The sequence below is a fragment of the Halanaerobiales bacterium genome (assembly GCA_035270125.1).
In the GTDB taxonomy this organism is placed as follows: domain Bacteria; phylum Bacillota; class Halanaerobiia; order Halanaerobiales; family DATFIM01; genus DATFIM01.
In genome coordinates this window covers 12808-27205 of record DATFIM010000139.1, presented here as the reverse complement: position 1 = coordinate 27205, position 14398 = coordinate 12808, and the positions used below count along the sequence as shown (strand labels likewise).

14 protein-coding genes are annotated in these 14398 nt (G+C 29.4%); all 14 read left to right on the top strand.

Annotated elements, in window-relative coordinates; translation table 11 throughout:
* The first annotated feature begins 9 nt into the window (after positions 1 to 9).
* The 14 genes from VJ881_07355 (at position 10) to glyS (ending at position 14375) form a co-directional block, all read left to right on the top strand.
* A complete protein-coding gene (locus tag VJ881_07355; GenBank protein HKL75866.1) occupies positions 10 to 1191 on the top strand; it encodes an acetyl-CoA C-acetyltransferase in 1182 nt (393 codons plus the stop codon).
* Positions 1192 to 1203: 12 nt separating this feature from the next.
* Complete coding sequence (locus VJ881_07350) at positions 1204 to 1854, top strand: 3-oxoacid CoA-transferase subunit B (GenBank protein HKL75865.1); 651 nt, start codon at positions 1204 to 1206, stop codon at positions 1852 to 1854.
* 225 nt (positions 1855 to 2079) lie between these two features.
* The gene (locus VJ881_07345) at positions 2080 to 3042 is read left to right on the top strand and encodes a PhoH family protein (GenBank protein HKL75864.1); all 963 of its coding nucleotides are present in this window, start codon (positions 2080 to 2082) and stop codon (positions 3040 to 3042) included.
* A gap of 5 nt (positions 3043 to 3047) precedes the next feature.
* Positions 3048 to 5261 carry an HDIG domain-containing protein gene (locus tag VJ881_07340; protein ID HKL75863.1) on the top strand — a complete coding sequence of 738 codons (2214 nt, stop codon included), beginning with the start codon at positions 3048 to 3050 and terminating at the stop codon, positions 5259 to 5261.
* Positions 5254 to 5685, top strand: a complete 432-nt coding sequence (gene ybeY / locus VJ881_07335) for an rRNA maturation RNase YbeY (protein ID HKL75862.1) — start codon at positions 5254 to 5256, stop codon at positions 5683 to 5685. The genes VJ881_07340 and ybeY overlap by 8 nt, the downstream gene beginning before the upstream one ends.
* 27 nt (positions 5686 to 5712) lie before the next feature.
* Positions 5713 to 6966, top strand: coding sequence for a hemolysin family protein (locus VJ881_07330; protein ID HKL75861.1), 1254 nt, complete (start codon positions 5713 to 5715; stop codon positions 6964 to 6966).
* A 69-nt stretch (positions 6967 to 7035) separates the two neighbouring features.
* Positions 7036 to 8037, top strand: a complete 1002-nt coding sequence (locus VJ881_07325; GenBank protein HKL75860.1) for a DUF3048 domain-containing protein — start codon at positions 7036 to 7038, stop codon at positions 8035 to 8037.
* Entirely contained in the window at positions 8021 to 8431 is a 411-nt protein-coding gene (locus VJ881_07320; GenBank protein HKL75859.1) for a cytidine deaminase, read from the top strand. Before VJ881_07325 ends, VJ881_07320 begins: the two co-directional genes overlap by 17 nt.
* Positions 8421 to 9305 carry a GTPase Era gene (gene era / locus VJ881_07315; protein HKL75858.1) on the top strand — a complete coding sequence of 295 codons (885 nt, stop codon included), beginning with the start codon at positions 8421 to 8423 and terminating at the stop codon, positions 9303 to 9305. The genes VJ881_07320 and era overlap by 11 nt, the downstream gene beginning before the upstream one ends.
* A 111-nt stretch (positions 9306 to 9416) precedes the next feature.
* On the top strand, positions 9417 to 10109 hold the full coding sequence (gene deoC, locus VJ881_07310) for a deoxyribose-phosphate aldolase (protein ID HKL75857.1): 693 nt from the start codon (positions 9417 to 9419) through the stop codon (positions 10107 to 10109).
* Positions 10110 to 10112: 3 nt separating this feature from the next.
* Entirely contained in the window at positions 10113 to 10886 is a 774-nt protein-coding gene (recO, locus tag VJ881_07305; protein HKL75856.1) for a DNA repair protein RecO, read from the top strand.
* A 20-nt stretch (positions 10887 to 10906) separates the two neighbouring features.
* On the top strand, positions 10907 to 11332 hold the full coding sequence (locus tag VJ881_07300) for a DUF4342 domain-containing protein (GenBank protein ID HKL75855.1): 426 nt from the start codon (positions 10907 to 10909) through the stop codon (positions 11330 to 11332).
* Positions 11333 to 11432: 100 nt separating this feature from the next.
* Positions 11433 to 12269 carry a glycine--tRNA ligase subunit alpha gene (locus tag VJ881_07295; GenBank protein ID HKL75854.1) on the top strand — a complete coding sequence of 279 codons (837 nt, stop codon included), beginning with the start codon at positions 11433 to 11435 and terminating at the stop codon, positions 12267 to 12269.
* Positions 12270 to 12314: 45 nt separating this feature from the next.
* Complete coding sequence (gene glyS, locus VJ881_07290; GenBank protein ID HKL75853.1) at positions 12315 to 14375, top strand: glycine--tRNA ligase subunit beta; 2061 nt, start codon at positions 12315 to 12317, stop codon at positions 14373 to 14375.
* Positions 14376 to 14398: the final 23 nt, after the last annotated feature.

Below are 14398 nucleotides of genomic sequence, written 5' to 3'. Positions count from 1 at the left end.
TTTTAAATTATGAAAGAAGTTGTAATAGCTAGTGCAACAAGAACAGCTATTGGAAGTTTTGGTGGAAGCCTAAAAGATGTTGAAGCAGTCAAATTAGGAGAAGTAGTTATAAAAGAAGCTATCAAGAGAGCTGGTGTTGAAGGCGAAGATATTGATGAAGTACTAATGGGTAATGTACTTCAGGGTGGTTTAGGCCAAAATACTGCTCGCCAGGCTTCAGTTAATGCAGGAGTTCCTTATGATGTTCCTGCTACTACTATTAATAAAGTATGTGGTTCTGGACTCAAAACAGTTAATCTTGCAACTCAGGCAATTTTATTAGGAGATGCTGATGTAATTATTGCTGGCGGTATGGAAAGTATGAGCCAAAGCAATTATGTTGCTGAAGGATCTCGTTGGGGAAATAAAATGGGTGATGGTAAACTAGTTGATATGATGATCAAAGATGGACTATGGGATGCATTTAATGATTATCATATGGGTATAACAGCAGAAAATATTGCTCAAAAATGGGATTTAACCAGAGAAGAGCAGGATGAATTTGCAGCCCAAAGTCAACAAAGAGCTGAAAAAGCAATTAAAGAAGGCCGTTTTGATGATGAAATAGTACCTGTAGAAATTCCTCAAAGAAAAGGAGATCCAAAAGTATTTGATCAGGATGAACATCCACGTTTTGGAACTACTGCTGATAAGCTTTCTAATTTAAGTCCGGCTTTCAAAAAAGATGGAACAGTAACTGCTGCTAATTCTTCTGGTATTAATGATGGTGCTTCAGCTATTGTTTTAATGAGTAAAGAAAAGGCTGAAGAATTGGGAGTTGAACCATTGGCTACCATTGTTTCTTATGCTTCAGGTGGTGTAGATCCAAAAATTATGGGTACTGGACCAATTCCTGCTACCAAAAAAGCTATGGAAAAAGCAGGGATGAATGTAGAAGATATGGATTTAATTGAAGCAAACGAAGCTTTTGCAGCCCAGTCACTTGCTGTAAAAAAAGAACTAGGATTCGATCTTGATATTACTAATGTAAATGGAGGAGCAATTGCTCTTGGTCATCCTATTGGTTGCAGTGGTAATAGAATTTTAGTTACTTTATTACATGAAATGAAAAAGCGTGATTCTAAATATGGATTAGCTACCCTGTGTATTGGTGGAGGACAGGGAGCAGCAACTATAGTAAAACGTAGTTAAAGGGGTGATAATATGGCAAATAAAAGAGAAAAAATTGCAAAACGTATAGCACAGGAAATGCAAGATGGAGATTTAGTTAATCTAGGTATAGGAATGCCTACAATGGTTGCTAATTATATTTCTGATGACATAAAAATGATTCTTCAGTCTGAAAATGGTTTTGTTGGACTTGGACCAACTCCAGAAGAAGGTGAAGAAGACAAAGATGTAATTAATGCTGGTGGACAACCTGTTACATTTAATAAAGATGCTGCATTTTTTGATAGTGCAACCTCATTTGCGATAATTCGAGGTGGTCATCTGGATGCTACTGTACTTGGGGCATTACAGGTAGATGAAAAGGGTAATCTAGCTAACTGGATGATTCCTGGTAAATTAGTACCTGGTATGGGAGGCGCAATGGATTTAACTGTTGGAGCAAGAGAAGTTATAATTGCAACTACTCATACTACTAAAAAAGGTGGAGCTAAAATTTTAGACGAATGTACTCTACCGTTAACAGCAGCTGGTGAAGTTGATATGATTGTAACCGAATTGGCTGTGATGGAGGTTACAGAAGATGGCCTTCTTTTAACAGAAATAGCTAAAGATACTACTCTGGACGAAGTAAAAGAAAAAACAGATGCAGAACTTATAGTTAGTGATGATTTGAAGAAATTTTAGTATTTACCTAACATAATATGTTTTTTATTAAGGCCGGCTTTTTAGTCGGCCTTTTTTTAATGATATAAACATTTGTTTTTATGACTTGTAAGAAGCTTTAAATATGATATAATAATATTGATTGGTTGAAAATATTTTTATTATATATATGTTTTATAATGGAGGAATAATAGAGTTACTATTGAATTTAATATAAAGAGGAAAATATTATTTGAGGAGGAAATTATGCCTGAAAAAGAAAAAGAAATAATAATAGAAGAATATCAAATAGCACGTAATTTATTTGGAAAAAAAGATAAAAATTTAAAAGTAATTGAAAAAGAGCTTAATGTAAATATGATTGCAAGAGGTAATACTATTAAAATAACTGGTGATAATAAGGCAGTTGAGGATAGTAGTGAAATTATTGAAGAATTATTAAGTATTACTAATAAGGATAAAGAATTAACTGAAAGAGAAGTTAATTATGCTATAGAATTATTACAGAAAGATAGTTCTATTAATTTAGAAGATATTTTTAGTGAAGTACTACAAATGAATTTTAAAGGAAAAAAAATAAAAGTTAAAACTTTAGGACAAAAATTATATGTTGAAGCTATTAAAAGTTCTGATATTGTTTTTTCAATTGGACCAGCAGGTACTGGTAAAACATATTTAGCAATGGTTATGGCTGTTAAGAATTTGATGAATAAAAATGTAAATAGAATTATACTTACAAGACCTGCAATAGAAGCTGGTGAAAAATTAGGTTTTTTACCAGGAGATATGCAGGATAAAGTTGATCCTTATCTTAGACCTTTATATGATGCTTTATATGATATTTTAGGACCGGAAAAGGTAAATGAATATTTAGAAAAAGATATAATTGAAGTAGCTCCACTTGCTTATATGAGAGGAAGAACTCTTGATGATTCTTTTGTAATACTTGATGAAGCTCAGAACACTACTCCTGAACAAATGAAAATGTTTTTAACGAGAATTGGATTTAATTCTCAGGCAGTAGTTACAGGTGACATTACTCAGATTGACTTACCTAATAGTAGAAATTCTGGTTTAAATCAGGTTAGAAAGATTTTAGCAGGTATTAAAGGAATAGAATTTGTTTATTTGTCTGATAGAGATGTAGTCAGACATAAACTTGTTAAGAAGATAATAAATGCCTATGATAGGCATGGAAATGGGAGCTAATTATGATGTTTAAAAAAATTAGAAAGTGGTGGAAATCTATATTTAAAGAAAGTAAATTTAGTGATCCCCTGGTCAGAAAAATTTTATGGGGTATTATTTTCTTTATTATCCTGGTTGTTATACTGACCATAGATTTTTTTCCTAACCAATTAGATCTTAATGCCGGGGAAGTTAGTAATACTAATATAGTAGCTGAAAAAACGACTACTTTTACTGATAAAGAAAAAACTGAAGAGTTAAAAAAAGAGGCAGCAGAATCTGCTCCTAGAGTTTATGAAGAAAATAAGAAGGTTAATGAAATAGTTAATCAAAAAATAGATAATTTATTTATAACTGCTGCAAAGTTAAGAAGTCAAGTATATTCAGAAGAAGATAATCAGGAATTAACTGAAGGAAACAGTGAAAGTAATGGTGGTAATAAAGAAACAAATCTTAATAATGGTGATAAACTATCTGTAGAAGAAAAGATCCAGAAACTCATAACAGAAATTGATGAAAATTATGCTGGTAAAACATATAATTTATTAATAACTGGTAATGAAGAATCTATAAATAAAGTCCGCGAAAGCACAAGAGAAATAATGAACAAACATCTAAATAATAGAATTTTACCAGATGATATTGAAACAGTTAAAAATAGTTTTGAAGAAGAAGTTGAAGAATTAGATTTAAGTAATGATTATCAAGATATGGTTCTTAATATTTTAAATACCACAGTTCAACCCAATATGAACTTTAATGAAGAAGGAACTCAACAAAGGAAAGAAGAAGCCAGAGAAAATGTTGAACCTGTTACTAGAACAGTTAGACAGGGAGAAGTAATTATAAGAAAAGGTGATGTAGTTACTGAAGAAGACATAAAAGTCTTAGAGGCTTTAGGATTACAAAAACCTCAGGTTGATTATATAAATATTATAGGTATTGTTTTTGTTATTTTGATATTAATTATCTCTGCTGCGTATTATCTCTGGCAATATAATCCTAAAATTTGGAATGATAATAAAAAATTAGTTTTAATTGAGGCATTGACAATCTTTATAGTTTTATTAGCAAAAATAATAAGTATTTTTCAAATAAATTATTTGATGTATTTAGTTCCTGTGGCTGCAGCATCTATATTAATTGCTGTTTTAATTGATTCTAAAGCATCGATTGTCATAACTTTATTTATAAGTATGTTAGTAGCACTTGTATTTGGAGGAGAATTCGATGTTTTCATTGTAGGATTTATTGGAGGGTTGATAGGTGTATTTAGTGTATCAAAAGTAAGTCAAAGAAGTGATCTAGTAAGAGCAGGGTTTTATGTTAGTGGAGTTTTAATAATACTAATTTTTGCTATGAATTCAATACAATTAACAAATGATTGGATTATGATGACCCAGGCCATAGGTATGGGTATATTAAATGGTATATTAGTGGCTATACTGGCTAATGGATTATTACCATATTTAGAAAATGGATTTGGTTTTACTTCAGCGGTAAAATTGCTGGAATTATCTAATCCAAGTCAACCTTTATTAAAAAGAATGTTAGTAGAAGCTCCTGGAACTTATCATCACAGTGTCATTGTTGGTAACTTGGCCGAAGCAGCAGCTGACAAAGTAAAAGGTGCTGATTCTCTTTTAGCTAGAGTAGCGGCCTACTATCATGATATTGGAAAATTAAGGAGACCTTACTTTTTTATAGATAATCAATTTGGTGGTGAAAACCCACATGATAAAATTTCTGCTAACTTAAGTGCTTTAATTCTTAAATCTCATGTTAAAGATGGAGTTGAACTGGCCAAAGAATATAAATTACCTGATGAAATAATTGATATAATCAAAGAACATCATGGAACAAATCTAATTTCTTTCTTTTATCAAGAAGCAGTTAAAAATAGTAAACATGATGAAATAAAAGAAAGTGATTTCCGTTATGATGGCCCTAAACCACAATCCAAAGAGGCAGCAATAATTATGCTTGCTGATATTGTGGAAGCTACTGTACGTTCTAAACAATTCAACAAAAATAACCATAATAGAATAGAAAGTTTTGTTAGAAGTATTATTCGAGAAAAGTTAACAGAAAATCAGTTAGATGAATGTGATCTTAGTTTAAAAGATCTGGATATTATTGCAGAAAATTTTGTAAAAGTTTTAACTGGAATATATCATCAAAGAATTGAATATCCCGATAATCTTATGGAAGAAATTAAAGAGGGGGAAAAAAGTGATTAATTTAGAAATAAATAATCAACAGGGAAAAATTAAAATCAATAAAGAATTAGAAAATCTATTAAAAAAAATAGCCCAAAAAGCAGCTAAATATGAAAAAAAAGATGAAGGTAATATTAGTCTTGCTCTTGTTAATAATGAAAAAATTAAAGAATTAAATAAAAGATTTAGAAATAAGGATGAAGCAACAGATGTATTATCTTTTCCTATGGATGATAAAATTTGGGGAGATATAATAATTTCAACAGAAAAAATTATAGAACAGGCTAAAGAATATGGTCATTCCAAACAAAGGGAATTAGCTTACCTATATACTCATGGAATTTTGCATCTTCTTGGTTATGACCACAAAACTTCTTCAGAAAAAGAACGAATGAGAGAAAAAGAAGAAAAAATACTGGAAGAAGTAGGTCTTGAGAGGAGGTAATTCCTGTAATACAACAGGAAGATAAATATGATTATTAATTTTATATTTTTAGTAGTTTTGCTATTTCTTTCCGCATTTTTTTCAGGTTCAGAAACAGCTTTCATGGCAGTTAATAGAGTTCAAATTAGAGACAAAAGTAATAAAGGAGATGAAAAAGCCAATCTTGTTGATCAATTACTGGAAGATGAAACCAGACTTTTAACTACTATTTTAATAGGAAATAATCTCGTAAATATCGCTACTTCTTCAATTGCTACTTCAATTGCTATTGAACTTTTTGGAAGTAAAGGTGTAGGTATTGCTACAGGAGTAGTAACTCTATTTATATTAATATTTGGTGAAATTACCCCTAAGTCACTTGGGAATAGTAATTCTTTGAAATATGCTAAAATTGTTGCTCCATTTCTTTACTGGACAGAAAAAATATTTTATCCATTTGTTCTTTTCTTTTCCTGGATAATAAAAAAAGTTATTGGAAAAGAAAATTTGATTTCTTCTGCATTTATTACTGAAGAGGAAATAAGAAGATTTGTTAATGTCAGTGAAGAAGAAGGGGTTATTAAGGAAATAGAAAAAGATATGATACAAAGTGTATTTGATTTTGATGATACTCAGGTAAGAGAAATAATGGTTCCTAGAATAGATATGGTTTGTATAGATAATGAGGCTGATGTAAAAGAGGTTGTAGAATTGGCTGTTGAATATGGCCATTCTAGAATACCAGTTTATGAAAATATAGTGGATGATATTATAGGATTAATATATGTAAAAGATTTATTAAAATTAATATTATCAGATGAAGATGAAAAAGATATTAATCTTGAAGAATTTATTAAACCTATTTATTTTATTCCAGAGTCAAAACCTATAAATACTTTATTAACAGAAATGCAAAAAAGAAGAGAGCATATGGCAATTGTTCTTGATGAATATGGAGGGACTTCTGGTTTAATAACTATTGAAGATTTATTAGAAGAAATAGTTGGAGATATACAGGATGAGTTTGATCTTGAAACAAAAATGATTGAAAAAGTTAATGAAAATGAAATGCTTGTAGATGCCAGAATTGATATTGATAAAGTAAATGAAAAATTAGAGAATTCTTTACACGAAGAAGAAAATTTTGAAACTATAAGTGGATTTATCCTTCATAATTTAGGATATTTACCTAATAAAGGTGAAAAAATAGAAATAAATAATTTAATAATAACTGTTGAAGAAGTTAGTGAACATCGTATTGAAAAAGTTAGAATAAAAAGTGAAAAGCCATTAACCTTTTAGGTTTAAAATTTCATAATAAAAATTTGAGTAAATATTTTTGAGGTTTAAGGGAGGTTTTAAATTTTTAAGATGAAATATAAACGAAAAAAATATTTTATATTATTTATTTTAATAATTATTATTTTGCAAGTAATAACACCAACTAAAATTAAAGCACAGAAATATAATTTTTCTCCTTTTTCTGGCAGAGTTATCCAGGAAAAGTTTTTTCAGAATGCGGTAATGGCTGTTATTGAAAATTCTAAACAGGCCAGACCACAATCTGGATTGAATTCTGCCCCAATTGTTTATGAATATCTTGTTGAAGGTGGAATTACTCGTTTTTTAGCATTATATTGGTATGAAATTCCTAATAAAATTGGTCCTATCAGAAGTGCCAGACCTTATTTGATTAAAACTTCTAATTCTTATAAGTCAATTTTATTACATGCAGGAGCAAGCCCTGCTGGATTTAATATTTTACAAAATAATGATATAAAACACATAGATCAAATATATAATGGGAATTATTTTTGGAGAGGTAGTGAGAAAAAAATACCTCACAACTTATTTACTGGCTATTTTAAAATTAGTGATTATTTAAATAATAGAACTGGTCAGGAATACCAAAGCAGATTTGAATTTAAGGATTTAAGTTTTATTAATATTGAGAAGATTGAAGCTAAAAAAATAAAAATTGATTATTGGGGTAATTATGAAGTTAATTATGAATATGATATTAAGAATAATGTATATAAAAGATATTTAAATGATTTTGAAACTCCACATTTAAATCAAAATAATGAACAAATCACAGTAAAAAACATATTAGTTAAATTTGTAGAAACAAAGTCTAAAGATGATCAGGGCAGATTAGAAATGAAAATTAATGGTACAGGAAAAGCTTATTATTTTATAGATGGAGAATTTATAGAGGGAAAATGGAAAAAAGAAGAAGGAGAATGGACTGTTTTTTATAATAATGAAAACAAAGAAGTAAAACTCAATCCTGGTAAAACCTGGATTCAGGTTGTTCCAACTTCAAGTGAAATAAAATATGAAAAAGGTGATAATAATGGAAAAAGAAATTAAAGATAAAATGTTAAAGAAAGCAAAAAATGCAATAAAATATGCCTATGTTCCTTATTCTGATTTTCCTCTCTCTGCAGCTCTATTAACAAAAGAGGGAAAGATTTTTACTGGTGTTAATATTGAAAATGCTTCTTATAGTGTAACTAATTGCGCTGAAAGAACTGCGATTTTCAAAGCGGTTTCAGAAGGATACAGGGATTTTGAAGCTTTACTTTTGTATGGAAATTATGAAAAAATAATAAGCCCCTGTGGGGCATGTAGACAGGTGATAAATGAATTTGGTGAAGATATTGAAGTAATTATGATAAATAAAAATGGTAAAGAAATTATTAAAAAGAGTTGTGAATTATTACCTGGAGCTTTTAAGCAGGAGGATATGGATAATGAGTTTTAAATCAGGATTTGTTTCAGTAATTGGAAGACCCAATGTAGGAAAATCAACTTTAGTTAATGAGTTGATTGGAGAAAAAACAGTTATTGTATCTAAAAAACCACAGACTACCCGTAATCAACTTAAAGCTATTTACACTGATGATCAGGGCCAGGTTATATTTATGGATACTCCAGGTGTTCATAAGGCTAAAAATGAATTAGATAAGTATATGTTAGATCAGGCATTTCAAAGTTTAAAAGGAATAGATGTAGTGCTATTTATGGTAGATGCCAATTCTCCTTTTGGTAAAGGAGATAAATTTATATTAAACCAGATTTCTGGTATAGATATTCCTGTATTAGTTGTTATGAATAAAATTGACAAAATAAATAATAAATTACTAATTAAAAGACAGAAAAATTATGAAAAAAATACAGATTTAGAAGTTATACCTATTTCTGCAAAATCAGGAAGAAATATTGATAATCTATTTAATAAGATATTCTCTTTACTACCTGAAGGACCAAAATATTATCCTGAAGAAATGTTTACCGATCAAATAGAAAAATTTATTGTTTCAGAATTAATCAGAGAGCAAATATTTAAATATACCCGTGAAGAAATACCATATGGAGCTGCAGTTTTAGTTGAAGAAATGAAAGAAAGAGATAATGGTATGATATTTGTTAGAGCAAATGTAATAGTAGAAAAGAAATCTCATAAAGGAATAGTAATTGGGAAAAATGGCAAAAGATTAAAGAAAATAGGCTCTGAATCAAGAAAAACTATTGAAAAATTGTTAAACAGCAAAGTATATCTGGATCTCTGGGTTAAAGTCAAAAAAGATTGGCGTGAGGATAAAAATCTTTTAAGACAAATGGGTTATAAAGACTAAAAAAATTTCTTTTAAAGCAGGATAATTGTTAATTATACAGAATATAAATATTAACGATATGAACGTTTTATAGTAAAATTAAGTTTGAAAATAAATTAAGGAGTGATAGTTGTGGCTATTAAACCACGTGACATGGCAAAAATGATTGATCATACTTTCCTAAAAGCAACTGGTACAGTGGATGATATAAAGAAATTATGTAATGAGGCTGCAGAAAATGAATTTGCTTCAGTTTGTATTCACCCGGTATTTGTACCTCTTGCTTCAAAAATGCTTGCAGATACATCTGTTAAAGTGACTACTGTTATTGGATTTCCTTTAGGAGCCAATACTTCTGAAACAAAAGCATTTGAAACAAGAAATGCTATTAAAAATGGTGCTCAGGAAATTGATATGGTAATGAATATTTCAGCTTTTAAATCTAAAGCTTATGATTTAGTAAAATCTGATATAAAATCAGTAGTAGATGCAACAAAATCGACAGGGGTTACTTCAGATATTATAGTTAAAGTAATTATTGAAACCTGTTATCTTGATGATGAAGAAATTGTAAAAGCCTGTGAAATTGCTAAAGATGCTGGTGCAGATTTTGTAAAAACCTCCACTGGTTTTGGCACTGATGGAGCCACTATTGAGGGTGTAAGTTTAATGAGAAAAACTGTTGGGAGAGATATTGGTGTTAAAGCTTCAGGAGGAATTAAAAACTTTGACCAGGCTCTTGATATGTTAGATGCAGGTGCAAATAGAATTGGTGCAAGTTCAGGTGTTGAAATAGTTACAGGAGAGGGAGTGGATACAGATTAGATAATGGCCACTTTTGAAACAGAAGGTATAATATTAAAACATTTTGATCTCGGTGAGTCAGATAAAATAATAACCTTTTATACCCGAGATAAAGGAAAAGTAAGGGCTGTAGCCAATGGAGTTCGTAAAGCAAAAAGTAGAATTTCTGGATTAGTTTTGCCTTTTAGTTATAATGAAATAAAAATATATCAGGGCAAATCTTTAGCTAAAATTAATCATATTGAAAACATATACTCTTTTCCTGAATTGCGTGAAAACCTTTTAAAAATGGCATATGCTTCATATGTCGCAGAAATATCTACAAAAACTGGACAGGAAGATAAACCGAATGAATTGTTTTTTTCACTTATTTTAAAAACATTTTATAATATTAGAAATACAGATAAAAATGATACTGAAAAATTGGATTTAATTAATATTACTTTTAAAGGGAAATTACTTGAAATTTTGGGTTTTAAACCGGAATTTATGAGTTGTGTTAAATGTGATAAAAAAATTAATCCTTCTAAATCTAATACTTTTAGTATATCTCATGGTGGACTTGTTTGTGATAATTGTTTACAAAATGAAGAAGAGTATAACTTTTATATATCTGGAGAATCTTTAGTTATCTTAAGATATCTCCTTGGTGAAAATAAAACACTACCTAAAAATTTAAGAATATCTGAAAATGCATTTCAGATAATTAACAAACTAATAGACCAATTTATTATTTATCACCTTGATATAAACATTAAATCAGAAAAATTTTTACATATGATCAAAAACTTAGGTTAAATTTAAAAAGAGGTGATATAATGGAAAAATTAGAAAAGATTGATATTATAAAAAAACGATTGGATGTTAGTTATAATGAAGCCAATCAGGCTTTAGAGGATTGTGATGGAGATGTCGTTGCAGCTTTAATTCATTTAGAAGAAAATATGGAAACTGGTGAAAAACAGGATACTGAAAAAAAATATGAAAAAGAAAAAATGAATGTAATGGGAAATGAATTAATGGACAAGTTAAGAGAAATAATTAAAGAAGGTAACGTAAAAAAAATTACAGTTAAGAATGATAAGGGAGAATCGATTCTTGAAATACCTGTAACTGCAGGAGTGGTTGGTCTGGTTTTATTTCCCTATATAGGAATTTTAGGTGGTATGGCTGCTATGTTGAAAGAATATAAATTAGAAATAACAAAAGAAAAAGAAAAACAAGAAGAGGAAGATTTAAATTAAAAATATTAATTTAAGATTAATATAAATTTACCTCGTTCCTAAAATTGGAATGAGGTTTTTCCTTTTATTTTAATATTCTAGCAAAGAAAGGATGGATATAATGAACTTTCAAGAAATAATACAGCGTTTAAACAAATTTTGGGGTGAACAAAATTGTGTAATCGAACAACCTTATGATATTGAGGTTGGAGCTGGAACAATGAGCCCTTCTACATTTTTACGTTCTCTGGGCCCTGAAGAATGGAATACTGCTTATGTTCAACCCTGTAGAAGACCACAGGATGGTAGATATGGAGATAATCCCTATAGAATGCAGAGATATTTTCAGTATCAGGTAATAATGAAACCTTCACCTGATAATATACAACAGCTGTTTTTGGATAGTCTTTCCGCACTAGGAATTGATTCAAAAAAACATGATATTCGTTTTGTTGAAGACAACTGGGAAGCTCCTACATTAGGAGCCTGGGGTCTTGGTTGGGAAGTCTGGTTGGATGGTATGGAAATAACTCAATTTACATATTTTCAACAGGTAGGTGGTTTTGAAGCTAAACCAGTTACTGTAGAAATTACTTATGGACTTGAAAGACTTGCTATGTATTTGCAAAAAGTAGATGAGGTTTATGAGATTGAATGGGTAGAAGGAGTAAAATATGGTGATATTTATTATAATAATGAAGTAGAGCAATCTGAATATAATTTTGAAATTGCAAGTATAGATTTTTTACAAAAGCAATTTGATATGTTTGAAAAGGAAGCTAAAAAGATAATTGATAAAGAACTGGCATTGCCTGCTTATGATTATACTCTTAAGTGTTCACATGTATTTAATCTTTTGGATGGAAGAGGAGCAGTTAGTGTAAGTGAGAGGGCTAATTATATAAAACGAGTTAGAAAATTAGCTCATGAATGTGCTAAAGTTTATCTGAATAAATAAAATTTACAATATTGTAAGTTTATACTTAACAAAGGAGTGAAAAAAATGGCTGAAGATTTTTTATTAGAGATTGGAACTGAAGAGATGCCTGCTAATGATATGGATTTAATTCGTCAAAATTTTTCACAAAAAGCAGCTAATATTTTTTCTGATAATCGTTTGGAATATAAAGATTTAAATGTGTATTCAACTCCACGAAGATTAACTTTATATATTGAAGATTTGTCTGAAAATCAAAATGATAAAAAAGAAAGTGTAAGAGGGCCTGCCTATGAAATTGCTTTTGATGATGATGGTAATCCTACTAAAGCTGGTGAAGGTTTTGCCCGGGGACAGGGAGTTGAAGTTGAAGACCTGGTAGTAAGAGATGATTATCTTTATGCTGATAAAGTTGAAGAAGGGGAAAAAACAAAAAAAATATTAAATGATATTATTTTAAGCTTAATGAAAAATATTAATTTTCCTAAGTCCATGCGCTGGGGGAATGTTGATTTTAAATTTATAAGACCAATTAAATGGCTGGTTGCTTTATTTGGTAACCAGGAAATAAATTTTGAAATTGCAGGTGTAACTTCTGGCAGATTAAGTTATGGCCATCGTTTTTTAACTGAAAATGCATGTAAAATTGATAAAGCTCAAAATTATTTTGATATATTAAATGATAATTATATAATTGTTGATCAAGATAAAAGAAAAAAAATTATCATAGAACAAATTAAAGATTTGGATAAAATTTCAGGAGAAGTTGTTTTTACTGATGATCTATTATCTGAAGTAGTGGATTTAGTAGAATATCCGACAGCATTTTGTGGAAGCTTTTCTAATGAATATTTGGAAATTCCAGAAGATGTTTTGATAACATCTATGGTAGAACATCAACGCTATTTTCCAGTAAGGAAAAAATCTGGAGAACTAGATAATCTTTTTGTTGGTGTAAGAGACGGTAATGAAGAGCATTTAGATACTGTTATAAATGGTAATGAAATGGTATTAAAGGCCAGGCTAGCTGATGCACAATTCTTTTTTGAAGAAGATCAAAAAGATGATTTTGCAAATCTAAAAGATGATTTAAAAGATGTTATCTTTAAAGAAGATTTAGGTACTATGTATGATAAAGTATTGAGAATTGAAAAATTATCTAAAAAAATTGCCAATGAATATAATTTAGCAAAGGATAAAACAGATAATCTTATTAGAGCTGCTGAATTAAGTAAAAATGATTTACTTACAGAAATGGTCAATGAATTTGCTAAATTGCAGGGAATAATGGGTGCCGAATATGCTGATATAGCTGGAGAAAACAAAGATGTTGTTGAAGGTATCCGAGAACATTATTTACCACGTTTTGCTGGGGATAAGTTACCTGAAACTGTTATAGGAAGTATACTTAGTATAGCTGATAAATTAGATAATATTACTGCTCATTATAGTTTGGGAATTAAACCAAGCGGTTCCCAGGATCCTTTTGCCTTAAGAAGACAGGCTTCTTCAATAGTAAGAATTATAATTAATCTTGGAGAAAATATAAAAATTAGTAATTTAATTAATTATAGTCTTGATACATTGAATAATGATAGTGATGATTTAATAAAAGAAATAAAAGAATTATTATTACAGAGATTACGTAATGAATTAGAAGAAATGAATTTGAGATATGATGTTATAAATGCAGCGATTAGCATTAAAAATGACGATTTTGTAGATCTTAAAGACAGAGCAGAAGCTGTCATGGAAGTTCGCCAGGATAATCCAGAATTATTTGTTGATTTATTTAGGGGTTTAGTAAGAGCTAAAAACCTTGGAAATAAAGCTGAGGGGAAACCTGATATAGATAAAAATTTATTTGAAACTGAAGAAGAAGAAAATCTATATAATAAATATATAAATTTGAAAGAGATAATTAAAAATAAATATAAAACTGGGGATTACAAGTCTGCTTTAAAAAGATTAGTTGAATTTAAGAAACCTGTAGATTTATTTTTAGATAATGTGATAGTTATGGTAGATAATAAAAAATTGAGAAAAAATAGACTTGCACTTTTACAAAAAGTAGCAAAAATTTCAGAAATGTTTATAGATATTGATGAAATTGCTCTTGATGATTAATAATTATCAAAGACTAAAATAGA